Origin of the sequence: Amycolatopsis sp. NPDC049252, assembly GCF_043197175.1 — a bacterium.
Taxonomy (GTDB): domain Bacteria; phylum Actinomycetota; class Actinomycetes; order Mycobacteriales; family Pseudonocardiaceae; genus Amycolatopsis.
The window spans coordinates 1-22,087 of the sequence record NZ_JBICSQ010000096.1; the positions used below are offsets into that span (position 1 = coordinate 1).

Sequence of the window (22,087 nt, forward strand, 5' to 3'; positions counted from 1 at the left end):
CGTGCCACGGGATGACGGGCCGTGACAGCGGCCGAAGCGGCGGAGCCGTTCCCGGACCCGAGGTACCGGCTGCGCTGTAGTTCCGCATGTTCCAGACAGCGATCCCTGACCGTCCTGACGCACATGGGATCCTGGTGGCATGGCCCAGCCCGGCGACGACGATCCGGCGATCCGCACGCAGATCCTGCTCGCCGAGTACGGCGCCCTCCGGACCGAGGTCGAGCGGCGCGCGACCGTGCAGTGGAACGTCTTCGCCCTGCAACTGGCGTCCGCGGGCGCGATCGCCAGCGTCGCGATCTCCACCGGGAACTTCGCGCTGGTGCTGCTGATCCCGTTCGCCTCGTACTTGTTCGGCAGCCGGTACCTGCTGCACGACTTCCACATCAAGCTGATCCGGCGGTACCTGCGCGAATCACTGGCCGAGCGGCTGGCCGGGCACGTCCGGTGGGAGTCGTGGCGCAGCTCGGCGCTGGCCGCGCCCGCCACGCGCGGCTGGTTCAGTGTGACCGGCTGGAACTTCGCGCACCCGACCCGGCTCGCGTTCGAGGGCGTCGGCTTCCTCGGCCTCGCCACTGCGGCGCTGGCCGCGGGTTACCGCTGGTCGCGGACGTCGGCGCCGTGGCCGGTGGTCGTCGGCTTCGTGCTGGGCTGGCTGCTGGGCCTGACCGTCGTCGTGATGCTGGACCGGGCTTTCCGGCGCGCGTCGGATCTGTGACAGCCTCGCCGTGGCCCTGGCCATCGTGAACGCCGTGCTGGTGTTCGTCGTCTGCCAGAACGCCGCCGACCCGGCGGTGGGCCGCCCGAGCCTGATCGTTACGGCGGCGATCGCGCTGCTGGCCGTCAACTGGCGGAATCGGCGGAGGGGGACGATGTTAACTTGGGGACAACCCTGGAGGAGGGACAGCGATGAGCGAACCCGGCCGGGTGGTGCCCGCGCGGCGCCGGGGGCTGGCCGACGAGGTCGCCGACCGGATCCGGGACGCCATCTTCGACGGGGCCTACCCACCCGGCAGCCAGTTGCGCGAGGTGGAGCTGTCCGCCGCGCTCGGGGTCAGCCGCGGTCCGGTGCGGGAAGCTCTCCTGCGGCTCGAGCGGGAAGGCCTGGCGCGCAGTGAATGGCACCGCGGCGCCACCGTGACGAGCCTGTCCGACCAGGACGTCGCCGAGCTGGACACGCTGCGCGCGGCCCTCGAACAGCTCGCCGTCGCGCTGGTGATCGACCGCGCCCCGGCCGAGGGGCTGGTGGACGTCGACGCCGCCGTCGCCCGCATGGCGCGTGCGGCGGACGAGCACGAGATGGTGCGCTGCGACATCGACTTCCACGACGCCGTGTACGCGGCCGCGGGTCACCGGCGCCTGCTCGAAGCGTGGCAGGCCATCCGCTCCCAGGTGCACCTGTTCCTGCTGACGCGCGTCGGCGTCGAGGCCGACGGCTACCTCGCCGCCATCCCGGGGGAGCACCGGCAGCTGGCCGCCGCGCTGCGCGCCGGCGATCGCGAGGCGGCGCTGGAGCTGTTCGCCACCCACCGCCGGCACGCGTTCGACATCCTCACCGGCAAGTGACGCCTCAGCTTTCCGACGGCGACGGCTCGGCCGTGAGCGCGGCGTCGGCGAACCCCGCGGTCAGCGCCCGCAGAGCGGCGTCCAGGTAGACGGTCAGGTCGGCGTCGGCCCGGGCCGACCAGCGTTCGTAGGCCGCGCGGCACGCCGCCAGCACCGCCCGGCCCACGGCCAGCGGGTACAGCGAGTCCGCGGGCTGGCCGGTGCGCGCGCCGACGTAGGCGCTGACCGCGCGTTCCCAGGCGTCGTAGTGGATCGTCGCGCTCGCGGCCAGCTCGGGCACCGAACTGAGCAGGCTCATCCGCATGCGCAGCTCGGGGACGTCCTCGGCGTGGTAGTGGTTCGCGGCCAGCACCGCCTCGCGGACGGCGTCCATCACGGGCAGGTCCGCGGGCGCGTCGGCGAGCAGCTTGCGGATCGTCCCGACCTCGTTGTCGAACTCGTTCCACAGGACGTCGGACTTGGCGTCGTAGTACCGGAAGAACGTGCGGCGGCTGACCCCGGCGGCCGCCGCGATCTCGTCGACGGTCGTCTCGTGGAAGCCCCGTTCGGTGAACAGGCGCAGGGCGATGACCTCCAGCTCACGGGCGCTGGTGCCCGGCGGACGGCCGCGACGGGCGACGGGGGTCTGTTCGGTCATCCGAGTGCGGTTCCTTCGTGAGGCTTGTTTCTGACACCGGGTGACATTACTCTGCCTGATATTCGTCACAGGGTGCCGAAAAGGAGCTGCTGATGCGACTCGCGGAATTGTCCTCGCCGGACGTCGCCGAGCGCGCGGCGGCCGGGGCGATCCTCGCGGTCCCGGTCGGCGCGACCGAACAGCACGGCCCGCACCTGCCCCTGACCACCGACACGGACATCGCTTCGGCCCTGTGCGCCGGACTCGCCGCGGCCCGCCCGGACGTGCTGGTGGCGCCCCCGGTGGCCTACGGCTCCAGCGGCGAGCACGCGGGCTTCGCCGGGACGCTGTCGATCGGCCAGGAGGCGACCGAGCTGCTGCTGGTGGAGCTGGGCCGCTCGGCCGCGGAGACGTTCAGCCGCCTGGTGTTCGTCTCGGCCCACGGCGGCAACACGGGCCCGGTCGCCCGAGCGGTCGCCCGGCTGCGGGCCGAATCGCGTGACGTCGAGGTGTTCCAGCCGCGCTGGCCGGGAGATCCGCACGCCGGACGGCCGGAAACGGCGCTGCAGCTGGCGTTGCGGCCGGGCGCGGTGCGGATGGACCGCGCGGAGCCGGGGGACCGGCGGCCGCTGGGGGAGCTGCTGCCGCTGTTGCGCGAGGGCGGCGTCCGCGCGGTGACGGCGACCGGGGTGCTGGGCGACCCGACGTCGGCGACAGCGGCGGAAGGCCGGGAGCTGCTGGCGTTCCTGACCAAGGCGTTGGTGTCCCATGTGGACGCCTGGCACCCGGCGGTGCTCGCATGACCGCGACTGCTCGTGTCCCCGGTGGACTGGCCGCGCTGCCTGCTGCTGCACGGGCCGGCCGCAGCCCGGGGTGCCCGGCTGCTGCCACGCGGCCGCGGGTGGCTGGGTGCCTGGCGTCCGTTGGTGGCGCGATTGCCGGGCAGGAATGGCGGGTCGCGGCCGCCGACCTGCATTCCGCGGGCGCATCCGACCGCAAACTGTCCCTTGTGGACATCACGGCGGTGGTCGGATGAGCAGCCGCACCGCTCTCGTCACCGGGGCCGCGCGCGGGATCGGCGCCGCGACCGTTCTTCGCTTGGCCGAGCAGGGTTACGCCGTCCTCGCCGTCGACGTCACCGTCGACGATCCGGCCCTCCCGTACCCGATGGGCACCGCCGCCGAACTCGCCGCCGTGGTCGAGAAGGCGGGCGACAACACCGCGGCTTTCGTCGCCGACGTCCGCGATCCCGCCGCCCTGGCCGCCGCGGTCGCCGAGGCCGAGCGCCGCTGGGGCGGGCTCGACGTCGCGGTCGCCGCCGCGGGGGTGATCGCCGGGGGAGTGCCGCTCTGGGAGGTCCCGGACGCGCAGGAAAAGGCCGTCCTCGAAGTCAACCTGAACGGCGTCCTCCACCTCGCCCGGGCCGCCGTGCCCGCGCTGCTGCGCCGGACCGAACCACGCGACGGCCGGTTTCTCGCCGTCGCCTCGGCCGCCGCGACCCGCGGTCTGCCGATGCTCGCCGCCTACTGCGCCGCCAAGGCCGGGGTCGCCGGGCTGGTCCGCGCGCTCGGTGCCGAGCTGGGCCGCACCGGTGTCACGGCCAACGCCGTCAGCCCCGGCTCGACCGACACCCCGATCCTCGCCGAGAGCGCCCGGCTCTACGACCTGCCCGAGGCGGCCGCGTTCGCCGCTCAGCAGCCCGTCGGACGGCTTCTCGACCCGGCGGAAGTCGCCGCCGTGCTGGCGTTCCTCGCCGGGCCGGACGCCCGGGCGATGACCGGCGCGGTCGTGCCGGTGGACGGAGGACTCTCCCTGTGACGCCGTTGCCACCCGGGTTCCGCATCGCGCTGGACCAGGACACCCGCGAGCTGTCCGACGGCCTCTGGTTCGGCGGCTCCCCGGCCCGCGTGCTGCGGCTGACCGGGGCCGGTCGCGAGGCTTGGCAGGACCTCGGCGACGGCCCGGTCACCTCCGCCGCCACGGGCGCGCTCGCCCGCCGGCTCACCGACGCCGGTCTCGCGCACCCCGTGCCCCCGGAGCCCGGAACGCCCCCGGACGTCACCGTCGTCGTCCCGGTCCGCGACCGCGCGGAGCTGCTCGACCGGTGCCTGGCCGGGCTCGACAAGAAGCACCCCGTACTGGTCGTCGACGACGGGTCCGAGGACGCCGCCGCCGTCGCGGCCGTAGCCGCCGCGCACGGCGCGAAGCTCGTCCGCCGGGACGTCAACGGCGGCCCCGGCGCCGCGCGCAACACCGCGCTGGACCACGTCGGCACCGAACTGATCGCCTTCCTGGACAGCGACTGCGTCCCCACAGCGGGCTGGGTCGACCGGCTCGCGACCCACTTCGCCGACCCGCTGCTCGCCGCCGTCGCGCCCCGCGTGCGCCCGCTGGCGCCGGACAGCTGGGCCGGCCGCTACACCCGCGCCGCGGGCAGCCTCGACCTCGGCGACCGGCCCGCGCGCGTCGCGCCCGGCACGCGGACGTCGTACGTGCCGACCGCCGCGCTCGTCGCCCGCCGCAGCGCCTTGACCTCGGTCGCGGCCGACGGCGCGGTCTTCGATCCGCGGCTGCGCGTCGGCGAGGACGTCGACCTCGTCTGGCGGCTGCACGAGGCCGGGTTCCGGGTCCGCTACGCCCCGGACGTCGCCGTCGACCACCACGAGCCGGAGACCTGGCGGGCCCTGCTGGGGCGTCGGGCCCGCTACGGCACGTCCGCCGCGCCGCTCGCGCTGCGGCACCCGAAAGCGTTGGCGCCCTTGGCTTTGCACCTTTGGCCCGCGCTGACCGTCGGCGCGCTGCTGGGCCGCCGTCCGGCGCTCGCCGCCCTGGCGTTCGGCGGCTCGGTCGGCAGCATGCGCAAGCTCCTGCACGCCCACGACGTCCCGGACGCCGGGGTCGCGCGCGCGATGGCCACCGCCGTCCGGCAGACCTGGCTCGGCTGCGGTCGTTACGGCACCCAGTTCGCGGCCCCGCTCCTGGCCGCGCTGCTGGTCCCCGGCGGACGGCGGCGCTGGGGCCGCCGCGCCGCCGTCGCCTCACTGCTGCTGGGCCCGCCGCTGACCGCGTGGGCGGGACGGCGGCCGGAGCTGGATCCCGTCCGCTACACCGCGGCCGCGATCGCCGACGACATCGCCTACGGCGCCGGTGTCTGGGCCGGGTGCCTGGCGCACCGCACCACGGTGCCGGTCCGCCCGGCGCTCGTCCGGCGCCCGCTCAAGATCGACCCGAAGGGAACACGATGACCTGGTTCGAGTCCGTGGCCGAAGCGCAGCGACGCGCGAAGAAGCGGCTCCCCGGCTCCGTCTACTCGGCCCTGATCGCCGGCTCCGAAAAGGGCCTGACGCTGGCCGACAACCTCGGCGCGTTCGACGAGCTCGGGTTCGCGCCGCGCACGGCCGGGCACTTCGGCGAGCGCGACCTGAGCACGCACGTGCTCGGCCGCGACGTCGCGCTGCCGGTGCTGATCTCCCCGACCGGGGTGCAGGCGGTGCACCCGGACGGCGAGGTCGCCGTGGCCCGGGCCGCCGCCGCGCGCGGGACGTCGATGGGGCTCAGCTCGTTCGGCAGCAAGCCGATCGAAGAGGTGGTCGCCGCCAACCCGAACACGTACTTCCAGGTCTACTGGACGGGCAGCCGTGAGGACATCCAGCGCCGCCTCGAGCGCGCCCGCACCGCCGGGGCCGTCGGCATCATCCTGACGCTGGACTGGTCGTTCTCGCACAGCCGCGACTGGGGCAGCCCGCACATCCCCGAGCGGCTCACCTTCCGCGAGCTGGTGCGCTTCGCGCCGGAGGGCCTGACGCATCCGCGCTGGCTGATGGACTACGTGCGCATGCGCGCGCTGCCGGACCTCGGCGTGCCGAACATGGCCTCGCCCGGCGAACCGTCCCCGACGTTCTTCGGCGCCTACGGCCAGTGGATGCAGACACCGCCGCCGTCGTGGGAGGACGTGGCCTGGCTGCGGGCGCAGTGGGACGGCCCGTTCCTGCTCAAGGGCGTCATCCGGGTCGACGAGGCCCGCCGCGCGGTGGACGCGGGCGTCAGCGCGATCTCGGTGTCCAACCACGGCGGCAACAACCTCGACGGCACCCCGGCGACGATCCGCGCCCTCCCGGCGATCGCCGAGGCGGTCGGCGACCGGGTGGAGATCCTGCTGGACGGCGGCATCCGCCGCGGCAGCGACGTCGTCAAGGCGCTGGCCCTGGGTGCACGAGCCGTGCTGATCGGCCGCGCGTACCTGTGGGGCCTGGCCGCGGACGGGCAAGCGGGCGTGGAGAACGTGCTGGACGTGCTGCGCAACGGCATCGACTCGACGCTGCTGGCCTTGGGGAAGCGAAGCGTGGGCGAGCTGAGCCGTTCGGACGTGCTCGTCCCGTCGGGTTTCGAAGCCGACCTGGGCGTCGCCGTCGGCTGAGCGACGTCCCGACGTCCGGGTCTTTTGGTCGAATAGGGTGAACAGCGAACCGTTCGATCGATGCGCTCTTGCGTCGAACGCCTGCTTGAGCGTTACCCTGCACAGGGCAGCGCACCACGCGGTGTCCTGGGAGTTCCCAACGCGGGAAAGTCGCTGGCTCCGGCAAGCCACACGACTTCCCCGCATCTCCTTATGCCCGCTGAAGGACGAGGTACAGCAGGGCTGTACCCAGTACAAGGGCCAGGATGGCGGCCCCGGTCACCTTGATCGTGACCGGGCCTGCCACCTTCACCGTGAGGTGAAAGCGTTTTGCCACCAGGGATCACCTCCCTCCTATGGTGTGCTCGCCCTAGATTCCTGCCAGCCGAGCACACCATCGGCGAAGGTGCTGGGAGCACTTTAGACACGGCGAACCCAAAAAGGGAACGACGACGATCGGCGAAGATCATGTTCGCGGAGTGAAAAACTCGGCCCTGCGACAGGATGACCGTCCACGCCGCGGCTTTGACTCCGTACAGTGAGACTCTTCCTGGTGTCGCTCGGCTAGGTGGAGCTATCGTGCTGTTCTGAATGGCTCTGAGATGCCGGAAATCCGGACCTTGAGCGCCCGAACGAGTGATTCATGATGACTTTGTGTCATCGACTTGGTCGTGGTGGGCCTCATCTCCGTGACCTGCGGGTATTGCGTACTCGAGGGCTCGACGATGGTGACTGTGCGCGGAGCTCTTTGGCTTGGAGGCGTGCGCTATTGCGATCACTTCGCCGAGCTCGCGCGACAGGTTCGCTCTGGAAGAAGTTCGCTGATCGACGATCGCCTGGCCGGGATCGATTGCTGCGGCCAAGGACTCCGGGTTTCCTTGTGGGCTGGAACGAATGCGTTGAGGAGGATGACGGCAGGGTCCCGACGTCCGGGTCTGGACCACCGGTACCCGATGCTGATAAGCCTCTGCGCGTGACGATGGACGCGATCGACCTGCACAGCATCAACCCGTGGGAAGTGTCGTTCCTGCGCGAGGAGGTGGGCGGCTACTTCGCCCACGGCATCGAGTTCGCGCCCGGCGCCACGGTCCTCGACGTCGGGGCCAACGTCGGCGTCTTCTCGGCGGCCGTCTACGAGCGGCTGGACGGTGACGTCCGGATCTTCGCGTTCGAGCCGATGCCGCCGCTCTTCGAGACGCTGGAGCGCAACGCCCGCGAGTTCTTCGGCGGCCGGCTGACCGCGCTGCCGTTCGGGTTGTCCTCGGGTGAGGACGAGCTGGACTTCAGCTACTTCCCGGCGGCGACGATCTTCTCGTCTTCCTTGCGGGACGCGGGAAACGTCGAGGCCGAACGCAAGCGCGTCACGGCGAGCATAGTCGAGATGATCCGCCGGGGCGGCCTCGGCTCCGCCGCGCGCCGCGTGCCCGCGCCGGTCCTGCGGGGGGTCGTCGGCCGCAAGCTGCGGGTCATGCGGGAGCTGGAGACCCACCGCGTCCGCGTCCGGCCGCTGTCGGCGGTGCTCGACGAGCAGGGCATCGACCGCGTCGACCTGCTCAAGGTCGACGTCGAAGGCGCGGAACTCGACGTCCTGCACGGCATCGAAGACCGCCACTGGCCGCTGGTCCGGCAGGCGGTCGTCGAAGTGGAAGGCTGGCGGCGCCACCGGGACACGATCCGGGAAGTCTTCGAGGCGAAGGGATTCACGGTCAGAGCGGAGCAGGACCCGATCCAGGAAGCGGCGGACATCGGGATGGTCTTCGCGGTCCGCTAGACCTCGGCGTTCAGCGTCAGGTCCAGCAGCTGCCGTTCCAGCCGGCGGGCCGCGCCGACGTTGATGCCGACGCCCCACAGCGGCGCCGTGCTCGCGCCGTCCGCCGCCGCGACGACCAGGGTCACCACGTCGGCGGGGAGGCCGTCCGCGTGGAGCTCACGGTCCCAGCGCTCCGCGTCCGCGCGGGCCAGCTCGGCGATCTCGGGGATCGAGATCAGCTGGGCGATCAGCGCGATGTTCTCGCGGATCGCGACCTCGTCCTGCGACGTGTCCAGCGACGCCCGGACGTACGCGCGGGTCAGCCGCCCCGGGCCGGTGTCCGCCGGGTCGAGCGCGGCGGACACCTCGGCCCGGAAGGCGTCGAGGATGTCCTGGGCGAGCGCACGCACCAGGGCGTCCTTCGCCGGGAAGTGGTAGAGCAGCCCGCCTTTCGAGACGCCGGCCTGCCGGGCGATGTCGTCCAGCGACGCGGACACCCCGCGGGCGCGGATCGTGGTCCCGGCGGCGTCGAGCAGGGCCCGGCGCGTGTCTTCCGGGCTGCGCCCGGCTTTGCGAGGCATGCTCAGTCCTTTCCGGACGGGATCGTACGCCAGGCGATCACCGCGGCGACGGCGGTGACGACCGCCGCCGCGACCGACGTGACCTGCATGGCGCCGGTGAACGCCTGCCGGGCCGCCTCGGCCTGCGGCGACGCCGGGTCGAGCACGGTCACCGCCGAGGCCAGCGACTCCCGGACCCCGGGCGCCGCGTCGGACGGCAGCAAGCCGCGGTAGACGAGCGTGACGACCGAGCCCAGCAGGGCGATGCCCAGCGCGGCACCCAGTTCGTACGCGGTCTCGGAGATCGCCGACGCCGAGCCCGCCTTGTCCCGCGGGACGGCGGACAGGACCGAGTCCACGGTCAGCGTCAGCGCCAGCCCGACACCGAGCCCGACCGGCACCAGCGTCAGGCCCAGCCAGACGTACTGCGGTGCCTGCTCGGTGACCGCGACCAGCAGCAGCCCGACCGCCGAGACGGCGAGGCTCACGGCGACCGCGCGTCCCCGGCCGAGCCGCGTGACGACCACGCCGACCGCGGCCACGACCGCGATCGACGCCAGCGTCGCCGGCATCTCGGCCAGCCCGGCCTGCAGCGGGCTGAAGCCGCGGACCAGCTGCAGGTACTGCGAGAAGAAGAACAGCAGGCCCATCAACGCGAAGACGGCGACGAAGTTGGCCACCATGGCCCCGCTGAACGCGCCGTTGCGGAACAGGGTGACGTCGATCAGCGGGTCGGCCGCCCGGCGCTGCCGGCGCACGAACAGCACGCCCGAGACCAGCCCGACGGCGGCCGTCAGCACGACCTGCGTGTCGACGCCGGAACCGATGGCGTGCTTGACCGCGTAGACCAGCGGCACGATCGCCGCCATCGACAGGGCGGCCGAGAGCAGGTCGAACCGGCCCGGGTCCGGGTCACGCGACTCCGGCAGCAGCCACGCGCCGGCGACGAGGAAGACGACGACGATCGGCACGTTGATCAGGAACACCGAACCCCACCAGTAGTGCTCCAGCAGCGCGCCGCCGACGAGCGGGCCCAGCGCGATGCCGCCGCCGGAGCCCGCCGACCAGATCGCGATCGCGCGGGTGCGTTCGCGGGGGTCGGTGAACAGCGTGCGGATGATCGACAGCGTCGAGGGCATGATCGTCGCCGCGGCGATCCCGAGCAGCAGCCGCGCCGCGACGAGCACCCCCGCGGTGGGGGAGAAGGCGGCCAGCGTGGACGCCACCCCGAACGCCGCGGTGCCGAGGAGCAGCACCTTCTTGCGGCCGAACCGGTCGGCGAGGTTGCCCGCCGTGACCAGCAGGCCGGCCAGGGCGAGCGAGTAGACGTCGCCGATCCAGAGGATCTCGGTGGCGGTGGGGGACAGCTCGCGGGTCAGGGAGGGCACGGCGAGGTAGAGCACGGTGCCGTCGACGGCGAGCAGCAGCACGGCGCCGACCAGCACGCTCAGCGCGGCCCAGCGGCGGCGGTGGCTCAACGGTGCGGAGGTGGGCGCGTACGTGGTCATGCCAATTACTGCACCGGCTGGACGGTACAGTAAGCTAGGTCAGACCGGTCACACCGCGTCAGGGCCGGGACAGGAGGAAGTACGCGTAGTGCCAGTCGAGCGCGTTCCGGGGCACCAGCTGGACGGTCTCCGGCTTGAGGCCGCACCGCTCGGCGAGCTCCCAGAAGGCCGCGATCGGATAGGTCGTCATCTCCGCGAGCCCCGACCGGTAGGCGCGGCGCCGCGGCCGGGTCCACCAGCCGCCCGGGTCGTACTTGACCTGGATCAGCGCCAGGCCGCCGGGCGCGAGCAGCCGTGACGCGATGCGGAGCAGGCGCTCGCCGTACTCGGGGGTGGGGATCAGCTCGAAGACGTAGAAGCAGAGGAAGACGTCACACGGCTCGGTGATCTGCTCAAGAGCCGCTTCCGGCGCGTCCACGTCGATCGAGACCGGGGTGAACGGCGTGCCGCACGCCCCCGCGACCTGGCGCTCGCACTCGCCCAGCGTGTCGGCGGAGATGTCGACGCCGACGTACTGCCGGGCGCGCGGGGCGAAGGCGACCGCGTTCGCGCCGCCACCGCAGCCCCAGTCGACGATCCGGTCCCACGGCCGGGTGAAGCCGGTCATCCGCGCGCCCCGTTCGAACAGCTCGAGGTGCTCGCGGCCGATGGCGGGCCAGAGGTCGTTCTCCCGGAAGGCCGAGGCGTCCCGCCAGTGGGAGTTCGCGCGCCACCGGTCCCCGGCGTCACGGCGCCAGTAGTCCTGCGCGTCGGCCGAGATCCGGCGTTCGGACTGTTTCGCGCCCACGGCGGCCAGGGACCGGTGGACCAGTTCTTCGGTGTGCCGGGCGATTCGTTTCGCCTGGTCGAGCGGGGTCAAGGCCATGCCCGAGTCTGTGTCCGCGCGGCGCCCGCCACGATCGGCCGGACGACCCGATCATTCCGGGCCGGACGGCCCTACCACCCCGCGTGGCGCGGGTAGGCTGGGAAGAGCCGGAAGGAGGCGGACGTGACGCAGGAGGAACTGATCGTCGAGTTCGCCCTGACGCGCCTCGATCACCCGGACCTCGACCTCGAGGAGCTGGCCGCGCTCGTGGTGCGACGGGGTGGCCCGGAGCGCGAGCTGGAGTTCGCGTCCCGGAACCTGGCCGACCGCGGCGAGCTGCGCGGGGCCGCGTTCCCGGCGGCCGTCGAGCACGTCCTGCGGGTGGTGCTGACCCTGCGCGGCCGCTCGGACTGAGGGCCGGGCCTCGGTCCGAAGTGGACGCTAGGCCTCGCCCGCCGCGCGGCGCAGGCCGCGCCGGTCGAACACCAGGTCGCGGGCCGTGCCCAGGGCCGTCGCGATGGCGCCGGCGAGCACCGCGTCCTCGCCCAGCTGACCGGCCACGATCTCCGGGACCACCGGCACCGTCGCGGCCAGTGCCCGCCGCATCGGCTCGGCCAGCAGGTCCGCGTTGCCGCCGATCCCGCCGCCCAGCACGATCAGCCGCGGGTCCAGCACCGCCGTCACCGCCGAGACGACGTACGCCAGCTTCTCGGCCTCGTCCTCGACCACCCGCAGGGCCCGCTCGTCGCCCTGGCGGGCCAGCCGGAAGACGTCCTTCGCCGAGCGTGCCTTGGTGAGCCCGCGTTCGTGGGCCGCGGCGACCACCGCCTGACCCGCCGCCGCGGTCTCCATCGGGCCGGGCCGGTGTGCGTCGGTGCCGCCGGAGCGCGGCAGCGGGCCGAACGGCAGGTCGGCGATCTCGCCCGCCGCGCCGTGCGCGCCGCGGAACAGCCGGCCGTTCACCAGCAGTCCCATCCCGATACCGGTGCCGACGGTCAGGCACACCAGCACGTCGACGCCGAGGGCGGCGCCGAGCGCGTGCTCGCCGACCGCGCACAGGTTCGCGTCGTTCTCGACCACGACGTCCGAGCCGGCCCCGGCCAGCGCGGCGACGAGCTCGTGCAGCAGCCCGCGGCGTTCCCAGCCCGGCAGGTTGGGCGCGCGGTGCACCGTCCCGGCGGCCGGGTCCGGGACACCAGGGGTGCCGACGACGGTCGAGACGACCTCGTGCGGGTTCAGCCCGGCCGAGGAGACGGCGCGTTCGACGGATTCGCTCACCGTGCGCACCAAGGCGCTCGCCGAGCGGCACCGGTTGGGCTCGTCGAGCCGCGCGACGATGCTGCCGTCGAGATCGGCGACGGCGATGCGGATCGCGCGCCGCCCGATGTCGACGCCGACGACGTGCCCCGCGTCCGGCGCGGCCTGGTACACGACGGCCGCGCGCCCGGGGCCGGCCAGGCTGCGCCCGGTCGCCCGCACCAGGCCGTGCTGTTCGAGGTCGAGCAAAGCCTGCCCGACCGTGGGTTTCGACAACCCGGTACCGGTCGCGATCTGCGGCCGCGTCGCTTCGCCGTGCGCGCGAAGCCTTTCCAGCACGAGCCGCTGGTTCAGCGCCCGCATGCTGGCCGGAGTCCCCACCTGCGGCCCGTTTTGGCCCACGACGTCCCCATCTCCTGTCCGCGTTGCCGCAAGTTTACCTACGGAACCCTTTCGACCCCGGGGGTTTTATGTTAAGAAACTTTACTAACTATCGGACGGAGGCACGTCGTGAGTTCACCCACTCGTTCAGGGGAGTCCGGGCCCGCCGTTTCCCCGCAGCCCGCCCTTGAGCGCAAGATCGGCCCGCTGCAGGCCACCGCGATCAACATGACCCAGATGTGCGGCATCGGCCCGTTCGTCACGATCCCCGCCATGGTCGCGACCATGGGCGGCCCGCAGGCGATGTTCGGCTGGATCATCGGGGCGATCGTCGCGCTGGCCGACGGGCTCATCTGGGCCGAACTCGGCGCCGCCATGCCGGGCGCCGGCGGCACCTACCTCTACCTGCGGGAGGCGTTCCAGTACCGCACCGGGCGGCTGATGCCGTTCCTGTTCGTGTGGAGCGCGGTGCTGTTCATCCCGCTGATCATGTCGACCGGCATCATCGGCCTGGTCCAGTACCTCGGCTACCTGATCCCCGGCGTCACCGACGACGGCGGCGTCACCGTGCTGGGCAAGATCATCGGCATCGGCGTCACGCTGCTCATCGTGCTCGCGCTGTTCCGCAAGATCGGGCAGATCGGCAAGCTCACCACGGGGTTGTTCGTGGTCATGCTGGTCGCGGTGCTCGCCACGATCGTCGCGGCCGCTACGCACTTCAGCGCCTCGCAGGCGTTCGCCTTCACGCCCGGCGCGTTCAGCTCCACCGGCGAGGGCACGTTCTGGGGCGGCCTCGGCGCCGGCCTGATCATCGCCATCTACGACTACCTGGGCTACAACACCACCGCCTACCTCGGCGGCGAGGTCCGCTCGCCGGGCCGCACGCTCCCGCGGTCGATCCTCTTCTCGATCGTCGGCATCATGAGCCTGTACTTCCTGCTGCAGGTCGGCGTGCTCGGCTCGGTGCCCCTGGAGGAGCTGAAGACGGCCACCTCGGTCGCCTCGACCGTCCTCGAGCAGGCCTGGGGCAGCGTGACGGCGAAGATCATCACCGTCCTGATCGTGATCGCGGCCATCGGCTCGGTGTTCGCCGGTCTGCTCGGCGGCTCGCGCGTGCCGTTCGAAGCCGCGCGCGACAAGGTGTTCCTGTCGGTCTTCGCCAAGCTGCACCCGAAGCTCAACCTGCCGACCGCGGGCGTGCTCACCATGGGCGCCATCACCGTCATCGGCTCGCTGTTCACCCTGACCGACGTGATCAACGCGGCGGTCGCCACCCTGGTGATCATCCAGTCGCTGGCCCAGGTCGCCGCGATCGTCGTGCTGCGACAGCGCCAGCCGAACCTCAAGCGGCCGTACCGGCAGTGGCTCTACCCGTTCCCGACGTTCCTCGCGTTCGTCGGCTGGGTCTACATCTACGTCTCCGCGACCTGGCTCTCGATCGGGCTGTCGCTGGGCTGGCTCGTCCTCGGCGGTATCGCCTACCTGGTGTACGCCAAGGCCGAGCACACCTGGCCGTTCGGGCCGAAGGAGATCAAGGAAGCGTTCGCCGACACCGAAGGGGTTCAGGCATGACGAAGTCGCCCAAGGCCAGGATCGCCGCCGTCGCGGCGCTGATCCTGGTGCCCGGGGTGCTGAGCGTGGCCGCACCGGCCTCGGCTCAGGAACCCGCCGGCCAGGACGCCGCCCAGGCGCACGGCCTCAGCACGATCGGCGCGCAGGGCTGGCAGGTGCTGACCACCGCGAGCGTCAAGGACGGCGGGGACAAGGTCTCGACACCGGGTTACGCCACCCGCGGCTGGCTGCCGGTGAAGCCGGACGACGCCGGCGCGCCCGGCACCGAGATCAACGCGCTGGTGCAGAACGGGAAGTGCCCGGACGTCTTCGTCTCGGACAACATGCGCAAGTGCTTCGGGTACGTCACCTCCGTGGGCCCGGTCGTCACGAAGCCGTTCTCCGACCCGTGGTGGTACCGCACCGACTTCACGCCGGACTTCCACGCCGGCCAGAGCGCGAAGCTCACCATCCCGGGCATCGTCGGCGAGGGCGACGTCTGGGTGAACGGCAAGCTGGTGGCGTCGAAGGACATCGTGAGCGGCGCGTACGCCGGGCACACGTTCGACGTCTCGAAGCTGGTGAAGCCGGGCAAGAACACCCTGGCGATCAAGGTCTACCCGAACGACCCGTCGAAGATGTACACCCTCGACCAGGTCGACTGGGGCCAGATCCCGCCGGACAACAACACCGGCATCCAGTTCCCGCCGACCCTGCAGGTCTCCGACGCGCTCACCGGCGACAACGCGCACGTCGTGCAGGACAACGCCGCCGACCTGTCCAGCTCCTCGCTGACGGTGAAGGTCGACGTCACCAACAACGCGGGCACCGCCCAGACCGGGGACGTCGCCGCGACGATCACCCCGCCCTCGGGCGCGCCGGTCGTCGTCACGCAGCGCGCGACGATCCCCGCGAACACCAAGAAGACCGTGACTTTCGCGCCGGTCAAGATCAGCAAGCCTCGCGTCTGGTGGCCCTATTCGATGGGCGACCAGCCGCTGTACACGCTGAGCACCGCGGTCTCGCAGAACGGCACGCTGTCGACGTCGTCGAAGAGCACCTTCGGCATCCGCACGGTGACCTCGCGCCTGGTCGGGAAGTCCGCGCCGCTGCCCGACGGCGCGCGGCAGTTCTCGATCAACGGCAAGGACTTCGTCTTCCGCGGCGGCGGTTTCGCGCCGGACCTGTTCCTGCGCTACGACAAGGCCGACACCGCGCACCAGATCGCGCTGATCAAGAACCTGGGCCTGTCCGGCGTCCGGCTCGAGGGCCACGACATGCCGCAGGACTTCTACGACCAGGCCGACCGCGCCGGGCTGCTCGTGATCGGCGGGTTCATCTGCTGTGACGCCTGGCAGCCCGAGGACGCCTCGACGCTGACCGAGCGCGACTACCGGATCATGCACGACTCGGCGTACACGATCGCGCAAATGGAGCGGAGCCACCCGAGCGTCTTCAACTACGGCTGGAGCGACAACGAGCCGGTGCCGCGCCAGGAGAGCGAGACGCTCAAGGCGTTCAAGGACGCCGACTTCCAGGTGCCGGTGATCGCCTCGGCGGAGTACAAGAGCACGCCGACCCTGGGCAACTCGGGGGAGAAGGAAGGCCCGTACGACTGGGTCCCGCCGTCCTACTGGTACGACACCTCGCACTTCGACGCCGACGACTCCTCGCGGACCAACGCGGGCGGCTCGTGGGGCTTCGCGAGCGAGCAGAGCGCCGGGCACACCGTCCCGACGCTCGACTCGATCAAGCGGTTCCTCTCGCCCACCGAGCAGGCGAAGCTCTGGCAGGACCCGGCCTACAACCAGTACCACGCCAACTTCGAGCCCGACCACGGCGGTTACGCGTTCGGCACGCTCTACACGCTCGACCGGTCCATCAGCCGGCGCTACGGCAAGTGGGACTCGCTCAAGTCCTATGTGGACCTCGCGAACATCGCGAACTACGAGAACACCCGCTCGCAGTTCGAGGCGTTCCTGCACCACTCGACGGACAAGGACAACCCCGCGACGGGTGTCGTCTACTGGCAGCTGAACAAGGGCTGGCCGACCCTGCTGTGGTCGCTCTATAACGACGACGGCGACCAGGCCGGCGCGTTCTTCGGCGCCAAGAAGGCGAACAAACCGCTGCACGCGATCTACGGCTACGACAACGGTTCCGTGACCGTCGACAACCTCGGCGCCGGTACCCGGAACGGCCTTTCGGTGCAGGCCCGCGTGCTCGACACCGCGGGAAAGGTGCTGGACGACCAGACGGCGTCCGGGATCTCGCTGGGCTCGCAGGGCGTGAAGACCGGCGTCCTCAAGCCGAAGGTGCCCGCCGAGACGAAGGCGCCGGCGAAGGCGCAGGTCTACTTCGTCGAACTGCAGGTGAAGCAGGGCGGCAAGGTCGTCGACCGCAACGTCTACTGGCTCTCCACGCAGAAGGACGTCGTCGACTGGGGCAAGACCCTGGGCAACCCGCAGGCGACGCTGTCGCAGTACGGCAACCTGCAGGCGCTGCAGGACCTGCCGAAGTCGCAGGTCGGCGCCGTCGCTTCGACGAAGCCGGGCCGCGGCCCGAACGGGGACGACACCGTCACGACCGTGACCGTCACCAACACGTCGAAGACCCCGGCGGTCGGCTTCTTCCTGCGGGCCGACATCCGGCGCGGCACCCCGGACGGGCACGAGGCGGGCGGTGACAACCAGCTCGCGGCCGCGACCTGGGACGACAACGACATCACGCTGTGGCCCGGCCAGTCGCAGACGCTGACCGTCACCTACAAGGCGTCCGACCTGCGGGGCGCCGCGCCGGTGATCAGCGTCGACGGCTTCAACACCGGCCGGATCGTGGTGGGGGCGGCCGGCGGGCACGGCCACCACGGGGACGCGGCGGTGGCGCCGCAGATCGAGGGGACCAGGGAGTGACTGAGGAACGGATTCTCGGGATCGACTTCGGCGGCACGAAAGTGGCGCTGGGGCTCGCCGACCACGACGGGAACCTGCTGGCCACCTGCCGGCTGGACACCGACGCGCAGGCGGGAGCCGACCAGGTGGTCGTGCGGGCGCTCGCCGGAGCCAGGGGGCTCTTGGCCGACGCGAGCGCCGTGCCCACCGCGATCGGCGTCGTCAGCCCGGGGATCGTGCTGCCGGACCGGATCCTGCTCGCGCCGAACGTGCCGGGCTGGGAGCAGCTGCACCTGGCCGAGCTGGTGGCGGCGGAGTTCCCGGACGTGCCGATCTCGGTCGGGACCGACGCGAAGGCGGCAGCGCTCGCGGAATGGCGGTGGGGCGCGCTGGCCGGGACCGATCCGGCCGTGTTCCTCTCGCTGGGCACCGGTATCGCCGCGGCGGTACTGGTCGGCGGCCGGTTGCTGACCGGCGCCAACGGAGCTGCGGGTGAGATCGGGTACAACCTGCTCTCACCGCAGGACACCGAGGGTTTCGCCAGCGGAGCGGCGCCGCTGGAGGAAGCCGTCGGTGGGCGTGGGCTGGGCGGCCGGGCGAGCAGTCTGCTCGGCCGCCCGGTCACCGCGGGCGAGCTGTTCGCCCTGGCCAAGGAGAACGCCGAGGCCAAGGAGCTGGTGACCGCGGCGCTCGACGAGCTGTCGATGCACGTGGCCAACCTGGCGCTGATGCTGGACCCCCAGCGCATCGCGGTCGGCGGTGGCCTGGTCCGCTCGGCGGACGTGCTGCTGCCGGCCCTGGCGGCCAGGCTGGCCCACGCCGTCCCGTTCCCCCCGGAACTGGTGGCGGCCCGCTTCGACCAGGACGCGGCGCTCCTGGGTGCGATCGCCCTGGCCCTGGGGGGTTAGAAGACGACCGGGTGGCGTGCCGGTGCCCCGACCCGGCACGCCACCCGGTATCAACCACGAAGAGCCGGTTATCTTGGGTTATATGGGGGAAGCACCGTTTCAAGAACTCGCGGACGCCGGTGGCCTCGAGGCCGTGCTGCGGGCCGCGTGTCCCGGCTGCGCCATCGAGATGAGCGACGCCGCGGGCGCCTTCGGCGGCCTCACGGCCACGGTGAGGAAGGGTGACCGCGCCGTCTCCGTCATCCCGATCACGGACCGGCGGCTGTTCCGCGTCCGGCACCAGGTCCGGGGGCGCTCCCTGAGCTGGCTGTCGACGACCGAACTGGCGGAGGTCACCGGCGCCTCCGCGGTCTGGCTGAGTGGCGCCACCGCGCGTGAGCTGGCCGCCGCGTGGCCGTTCGCCGACTTCGTCGCCGTCGCCGACGCGTACGAGAGCGGCGACCCGATCGAGCTCCAGTGGCAGCTGTACCGCGTGTACGACCAGGACGGCCTGGGCGGGTTCGTCGAGGCGGCGATGCGGGAGCCGAGGCTGCGGCGGATGTACCCGGCCAAGTCGGTGAACACGCTGTCGTTCCGGCCGACCGCGGCGCCGTCCCGGGTGCGCGGTCCGTGGGTGCGCCCGGCCGGCGGTGGCCGGTTCGAGGTCTGCGAACGTCGGGGTGAGGAGCCGGCCGTCACCTACGACGCCGCGGAGGCGGTCCGGGTGTGCGTGGCCGTGCTGGACCGCCGCTGAGCGTCGTCGTTCTCAGGCCCGGGCCGCGGCGAGTTCTTCGGTGCGGCGGAAGGCCGCGGGGGACAGGGTGATCCACACCAGCACCGCGCTCACCGCCTGGATCGCCGCCGAAACCAGCCACACGCTGCGCAGGCCCCAGTGCGCCGCGACCAGGCCGCCGGTGATCGCGCCCAGCGGGGTCAGGCCCCAGGCCAGGGCGCGGTGGCTCGTCAGCACCCGGCCGAGCAGGGGCGCCGGGGTGAAGCGCTGCCGGCTGGACTGGGAGCAGACGTTCCAGACCAGCACCGTCGAGGTCAGGAAGACCAGCACGACGCCGATGAGCGGCGGCCACGGCGGCAGCACGGCCAGCAGCAGCGCCGGCAGCACGCCGAGGCCCTGCGCCAGCCGCATCGACCACGAGTAGCCGAGCCGGTCGACGATCTTCTGCACCACGAACGACGAGAGCACCCAGCCGATCGCGAGGCAGGCCAGCAGCAGGCCGTAGCCGACCGAGCCGACGTGCAGAACCTGCGTCGCGTAGAGCACGAACATGGAGTTGCCCGCGCTCGCGGCGAACGAGCCCAGCGCGACGTTGATCGTGATCGAGCGCAGCAGCGGCGTCCGGACCAGGTGCGCCAGCCCGGCCGACAGGTCCCGCAGCGGGTGGGTCCGCGCGAGGGCCACCGACTCCGACGGGATCCGCCGCGCCAGCACCAGCGCGACCAGCGCGAAGGCGGCGGCCAGCCACGCGGGCGCCCCGGTCCCGACCGCGACCAGGAACCCGGTCGCCGGCGGCACCACGAACTGCACCACACCCCGGTCGATCACCGTCAGCCGCGCGTTGGCGTGGGCCAGCCGGTCCGGCTCGACCAGCTCGGGCAGCAGTGCGCCGCTCGCGCCGTCCCCGAGCACCTGCGCGGAGGTGACGACGAACGCGACCACGAGCAGCACCGGCAGGTTCAGCAGCCCGGCCGACGCGACCGCGGCCAGCACCAGCGCGGCCCCGACCTGCACGGCGTAGGCCCAGGCGAGCACGGCGGTCCGCCGCACGCGGTCGATGAGCACCCCGGCGAAGAGCGACAGCAGCAGCCACGGCGCCTGCCCGGCGACGTTGACCAGCGACACCTCACGCGGATCGGTGGTGACCGACACCGCGAGCAGGGGCAGCGCCGCCAGCAGCAGCCCCTCAGCAGCCGAACCGGACACCGCTACGGCCTGGAGGCGCACCCATCTGCTGGTCATGATCGTTAGCTTGCCTAACGATCGCGGGGGACTCAAACCATTTACGCTCTAGGCTGAGCACCGTGGATCAGCTCCGCTTGCCCTCACCACTGGTCGAGCTGCGGGAACCCGGCCTCGGCGCGCGGGTCCTCCTCAAGCGCGACGATCTGATCCACCCCGAGCTGCCCGGCAACAAGTGGCGCAAGCTCAAGCACAACCTCCGCGACGCGGCCGGCGCGAAGAGGCTGCTGACGTTCGGCGGTGCCTACTCCAACCACCTGCTCGCCACGGCCGCCGCCGGGCACCACTTCGGCTTCGAGACGGTCGGCGTCGTGCGCGGGGAGGAGCACCGGCCGCTCAACGACGTCCTGCGCGCGGCGGTCGCCCACGGCATGGAGCTGACCTACCTCGACCGCACGGCGTACCGCGCGAAAGCCGACGCACTGCCCGCCCTGCGTCGTGCCTGGGGCGACTTCTTCCTGATCCCGGAAGGCGGCGCGAACCCGGCCGGGGTCCGTGGCTGCGCAGAACTCGTCGCCGAGATCGACGTCCCGTTCGACGTCATCGCCTGCTCCTGCGGCACCGGCACGACACTGGCCGGGATCGCCGCCGCCCTCGCGCCCGGGCAGCGCGCCCTCGGCTTCTCGGCGCTCAAAGGCGACTTCCTCGACGCCGACGTCACGCGGCTGCAGACCGGGACCTACGGCGGCCGTCGCGGGGACTGGTCGGTCGACACGGACTTCGCCTTCGGCGGTTTCGCCCGCCGCACCCCCGAACTGGACGCGTTCGTCGACGGTTTCGAGGCCCGGCACGGCCTGCGGCTCAACCGGGTCTACGAAGCCAAGATGATGTACGGCCTCCTGCGGCGGATCCGCCGTGACGACTTCGCGCCCGGGACGACGATCGTGGCCGTCGTCGCCGGATAGCTCAGCGGCGCACCCGGGTCGACTCGCGGACCACCAGCTCCGGGGTGAACACGACCGCCTGGCGTTCCGCCTTCGTGTCCGCCGTCTCCGCCAGCAGGAGCTCCGCGGCGGTGCGCCCGAGGCGCCGCGCGGGCTGGCGGACCGACGTCAGGGGGACCGCCGCCGCGCCCGCGAACTCGATGTCGTCGTACCCGACGATCGCCATCTCCTCCGGGACGCGCACGCCCGCGCCCACCATGGCCTGCAGCACACCCAGCGCGAGCAGGTCGTTGGCGCAGAACACCGCGGTCGGCCGGGGGCTCATGCCGAGCAGCCGGGAACCCGCGTCCCGGCCCGACTCGACGTCGAGGCCGAGCCCCTCCAGCACGGTCAGCTCGGCCGCCGAACCGGACAGCACCGACCGGACGCCCTGCTCGCGGTCGCGGCACTGGTCGAGGATGGCCGGCCCGTTGACGAAGGCGATCCGGTCGTGGCCGGTCTCCAGCAGGTGCCGGGCGCCGAGCGCGCCGCCGGCGACGTCGTCGACCGCGACCGAACTCGCTTCGCTCGTCGAGGCCTTGCGGTCGACGAAGACGTACGGCGTGCCGCTGCGCCGGAACGCGTGCAGCGCCTCGCTCGACGCCCCGACCGGGCTCAGCAGCACGCCGCGGACCCGCTGTTCGGCGAACATCGCCAGGTACGACGCTTCGAGGTCGGAGCGCTGGCCGCTGTTGCAGGTGATGATGTTCAGGCCTTCGGCGTGGGCGGCCTGCTCGGCACCGCGGGCGACGTCGACGAAGAAGGGGTTCCCGAGGTCCAGCACCAGCAGTCCCATGATCCGGCTGCTGCCGGCCCGCAGCTGCCGGGCGGATTCGTCACGGACGTACCCGAGCTCCTCGATGACCGACAGCACCCGGTTGCGGGTGGCGGTCGCGACCACGTGCGGCCGGTTGACCACATTGGACACCGTGCCGATCGAGACGCCGGCCCGTTTCGCGACGTCCTTGATGCCGACCACCGCACCCCCTCGCTGAGAAAGACCAAGCCTAGCACGGTGATGAAA

20 protein-coding genes are annotated in these 22,087 nt (G+C 72.2%); 13 read left to right on the forward strand and 7 right to left on the reverse strand.

All coding sequences use genetic code 11. The features are described from left to right. The first annotated feature begins 139 nt into the window (after nucleotides 1–139). Entirely contained in the window at nucleotides 140–715 is a 576-nt protein-coding gene (locus ACGFMK_RS43365; protein ID WP_392775970.1) for a hypothetical protein, read from the forward strand. 191 nt (nucleotides 716–906) lie between these two features. Then, on the forward strand, nucleotides 907–1,563 hold the full coding sequence (locus tag ACGFMK_RS43370; protein ID WP_392775973.1) for a GntR family transcriptional regulator: 657 nt from the start codon (nucleotides 907–909) through the stop codon (nucleotides 1,561–1,563). Nucleotides 1,564–1,567: 4 nt separating this feature from the next. Here ACGFMK_RS43370 and mftR read toward each other — a convergent pair whose 3' ends face one another. Beyond that, the gene (gene mftR / locus ACGFMK_RS43375) at nucleotides 1,568–2,200 is read right to left on the reverse strand and encodes a mycofactocin system transcriptional regulator (RefSeq protein WP_392775976.1); all 633 of its coding nucleotides are present in this window, start codon (nucleotides 2,198–2,200) and stop codon (nucleotides 1,568–1,570) included. 92 nt (nucleotides 2,201–2,292) lie between these two features. On the opposite strand from mftR, the gene mftE reads away from it, so the two are divergent. The 5 genes from mftE (at nucleotide 2,293) to ACGFMK_RS43400 (ending at nucleotide 8,346) form a co-directional block, all read left to right on the forward strand. Next, a complete protein-coding gene (mftE, locus tag ACGFMK_RS43380) occupies nucleotides 2,293–2,982 on the forward strand; it encodes a mycofactocin biosynthesis peptidyl-dipeptidase MftE (protein WP_392775979.1) in 690 nt (229 codons plus the stop codon). Nucleotides 2,983–3,211: 229 nt separating this feature from the next. Continuing rightward, nucleotides 3,212–3,997 carry a mycofactocin-coupled SDR family oxidoreductase gene (locus ACGFMK_RS43385; protein ID WP_392775982.1) on the forward strand — a complete coding sequence of 262 codons (786 nt, stop codon included), beginning with the start codon at nucleotides 3,212–3,214 and terminating at the stop codon, nucleotides 3,995–3,997. Then, complete coding sequence (mftF, locus tag ACGFMK_RS43390; RefSeq protein ID WP_392775984.1) at nucleotides 3,994–5,424, forward strand: mycofactocin biosynthesis glycosyltransferase MftF; 1,431 nt, start codon at nucleotides 3,994–3,996, stop codon at nucleotides 5,422–5,424. Before ACGFMK_RS43385 ends, mftF begins: the two co-directional genes overlap by 4 nt. After that, on the forward strand, nucleotides 5,421–6,596 hold the full coding sequence (mftD, locus tag ACGFMK_RS43395) for a pre-mycofactocin synthase MftD (protein ID WP_392775987.1): 1,176 nt from the start codon (nucleotides 5,421–5,423) through the stop codon (nucleotides 6,594–6,596). Before mftF ends, mftD begins: the two co-directional genes overlap by 4 nt. Nucleotides 6,597–7,554: 958 nt before the next feature. Further along, nucleotides 7,555–8,346, forward strand: a complete 792-nt coding sequence (locus ACGFMK_RS43400; protein ID WP_392776035.1) for an FkbM family methyltransferase — start codon at nucleotides 7,555–7,557, stop codon at nucleotides 8,344–8,346. Here ACGFMK_RS43400 and ACGFMK_RS43405 read toward each other — a convergent pair. The 3 genes from ACGFMK_RS43405 to ACGFMK_RS43415 are packed head-to-tail and all read right to left on the reverse strand — an operon-like array spanning nucleotide 8,343 to nucleotide 11,258. Further along, on the reverse strand, nucleotides 8,343–8,906 hold the full coding sequence (locus ACGFMK_RS43405; RefSeq protein WP_392775989.1) for a TetR/AcrR family transcriptional regulator: 564 nt from the start codon (nucleotides 8,904–8,906) through the stop codon (nucleotides 8,343–8,345). The genes ACGFMK_RS43400 and ACGFMK_RS43405 overlap by 4 nt on opposite strands. A gap of 2 nt (nucleotides 8,907–8,908) precedes the next feature. Then, complete coding sequence (locus tag ACGFMK_RS43410; protein WP_392775992.1) at nucleotides 8,909–10,393, reverse strand: MFS transporter; 1,485 nt, start codon at nucleotides 10,391–10,393, stop codon at nucleotides 8,909–8,911. A gap of 58 nt (nucleotides 10,394–10,451) precedes the next feature. Next, complete coding sequence (locus ACGFMK_RS43415) at nucleotides 10,452–11,258, reverse strand: class I SAM-dependent methyltransferase (protein ID WP_392775995.1); 807 nt, start codon at nucleotides 11,256–11,258, stop codon at nucleotides 10,452–10,454. Between the two features lie 123 nt (nucleotides 11,259–11,381). On the opposite strand from ACGFMK_RS43415, the gene ACGFMK_RS43420 reads away from it, so the two are divergent. Next, on the forward strand, nucleotides 11,382–11,612 hold the full coding sequence (locus ACGFMK_RS43420) for a hypothetical protein (RefSeq protein ID WP_247050471.1): 231 nt from the start codon (nucleotides 11,382–11,384) through the stop codon (nucleotides 11,610–11,612). Between the two features lie 27 nt (nucleotides 11,613–11,639). On the opposite strand, the gene ACGFMK_RS43425 is transcribed toward ACGFMK_RS43420, so the two are convergent. Continuing rightward, the gene (locus ACGFMK_RS43425; RefSeq protein ID WP_392776038.1) at nucleotides 11,640–12,818 is read right to left on the reverse strand and encodes an ROK family protein; all 1,179 of its coding nucleotides are present in this window, start codon (nucleotides 12,816–12,818) and stop codon (nucleotides 11,640–11,642) included. A gap of 147 nt (nucleotides 12,819–12,965) precedes the next feature. On the opposite strand from ACGFMK_RS43425, the gene ACGFMK_RS43430 reads away from it, so the two are divergent. The 4 genes from ACGFMK_RS43430 (at nucleotide 12,966) to ACGFMK_RS43445 (ending at nucleotide 18,919) form a co-directional block, all read left to right on the forward strand. Further along, complete coding sequence (locus ACGFMK_RS43430) at nucleotides 12,966–14,408, forward strand: APC family permease (RefSeq protein WP_392775998.1); 1,443 nt, start codon at nucleotides 12,966–12,968, stop codon at nucleotides 14,406–14,408. After that, on the forward strand, nucleotides 14,405–17,299 hold the full coding sequence (locus tag ACGFMK_RS43435) for a sugar-binding domain-containing protein (RefSeq protein ID WP_392776000.1): 2,895 nt from the start codon (nucleotides 14,405–14,407) through the stop codon (nucleotides 17,297–17,299). Before ACGFMK_RS43430 ends, ACGFMK_RS43435 begins: the two co-directional genes overlap by 4 nt. Beyond that, nucleotides 17,296–18,186, forward strand: coding sequence for an ROK family protein (locus ACGFMK_RS43440; protein WP_392776003.1), 891 nt, complete (start codon nucleotides 17,296–17,298; stop codon nucleotides 18,184–18,186). The genes ACGFMK_RS43435 and ACGFMK_RS43440 overlap by 4 nt, the downstream gene beginning before the upstream one ends. An 82-nt stretch (nucleotides 18,187–18,268) precedes the next feature. After that, nucleotides 18,269–18,919, forward strand: a complete 651-nt coding sequence (locus ACGFMK_RS43445; RefSeq protein ID WP_392776006.1) for a DUF6193 family natural product biosynthesis protein — start codon at nucleotides 18,269–18,271, stop codon at nucleotides 18,917–18,919. Between the two features lie 12 nt (nucleotides 18,920–18,931). Here the strand turns inward: ACGFMK_RS43445 and ACGFMK_RS43450 are convergent, their stop codons facing one another. Beyond that, a complete protein-coding gene (locus ACGFMK_RS43450; protein ID WP_392776009.1) occupies nucleotides 18,932–20,140 on the reverse strand; it encodes an MFS transporter in 1,209 nt (402 codons plus the stop codon). A gap of 62 nt (nucleotides 20,141–20,202) precedes the next feature. Here ACGFMK_RS43450 and ACGFMK_RS43455 point away from each other — a divergent pair, with 62 nt between their 5' ends. Further along, nucleotides 20,203–21,045, forward strand: a complete 843-nt coding sequence (locus ACGFMK_RS43455; RefSeq protein WP_392776012.1) for a 1-aminocyclopropane-1-carboxylate deaminase/D-cysteine desulfhydrase — start codon at nucleotides 20,203–20,205, stop codon at nucleotides 21,043–21,045. Between the two features lies 1 nt (nucleotide 21,046). Here the strand turns inward: ACGFMK_RS43455 and ACGFMK_RS43460 are convergent, their stop codons facing one another. Next, nucleotides 21,047–22,042, reverse strand: a complete 996-nt coding sequence (locus ACGFMK_RS43460; RefSeq protein WP_392776015.1) for a LacI family DNA-binding transcriptional regulator — start codon at nucleotides 22,040–22,042, stop codon at nucleotides 21,047–21,049. Between the last annotated feature and the right edge of the window lie 45 nt (nucleotides 22,043–22,087).

Coding starts and splice junctions, on each gene's coding strand:
- ACGFMK_RS43450 (WP_392776009.1), bottom strand. CDS start 20,140: ATGACCAGCAGATGGGTGCGCCTCCAGGCCGTAGCGGTGTCCGGTTCG.
- ACGFMK_RS43425 (WP_392776038.1), bottom strand. CDS start 12,818: ATGCGGGCGCTGAACCAGCGGCTCGTGCTGGAAAGGCTTCGCGCGCAC.
- mftD (WP_392775987.1), top strand. CDS start 5,421: ATGACCTGGTTCGAGTCCGTGGCCGAAGCGCAGCGACGCGCGAAGAAG.
- ACGFMK_RS43385 (WP_392775982.1), top strand. CDS start 3,212: ATGAGCAGCCGCACCGCTCTCGTCACCGGGGCCGCGCGCGGGATCGGC.
- ACGFMK_RS43400 (WP_392776035.1), top strand. CDS start 7,555: ATGGACGCGATCGACCTGCACAGCATCAACCCGTGGGAAGTGTCGTTC.
- ACGFMK_RS43365 (WP_392775970.1), top strand. CDS start 140: ATGGCCCAGCCCGGCGACGACGATCCGGCGATCCGCACGCAGATCCTG.
- ACGFMK_RS43410 (WP_392775992.1), bottom strand. CDS start 10,393: ATGACCACGTACGCGCCCACCTCCGCACCGTTGAGCCACCGCCGCCGC.
- ACGFMK_RS43435 (WP_392776000.1), top strand. CDS start 14,405: ATGACGAAGTCGCCCAAGGCCAGGATCGCCGCCGTCGCGGCGCTGATC.
- mftE (WP_392775979.1), top strand. CDS start 2,293: ATGCGACTCGCGGAATTGTCCTCGCCGGACGTCGCCGAGCGCGCGGCG.
- ACGFMK_RS43445 (WP_392776006.1), top strand. CDS start 18,269: ATGGGGGAAGCACCGTTTCAAGAACTCGCGGACGCCGGTGGCCTCGAG.
- mftR (WP_392775976.1), bottom strand. CDS start 2,200: ATGACCGAACAGACCCCCGTCGCCCGTCGCGGCCGTCCGCCGGGCACC.
- ACGFMK_RS43370 (WP_392775973.1), top strand. CDS start 907: ATGAGCGAACCCGGCCGGGTGGTGCCCGCGCGGCGCCGGGGGCTGGCC.
- ACGFMK_RS43405 (WP_392775989.1), bottom strand. CDS start 8,906: ATGCCTCGCAAAGCCGGGCGCAGCCCGGAAGACACGCGCCGGGCCCTG.
- ACGFMK_RS43415 (WP_392775995.1), bottom strand. CDS start 11,258: ATGGCCTTGACCCCGCTCGACCAGGCGAAACGAATCGCCCGGCACACC.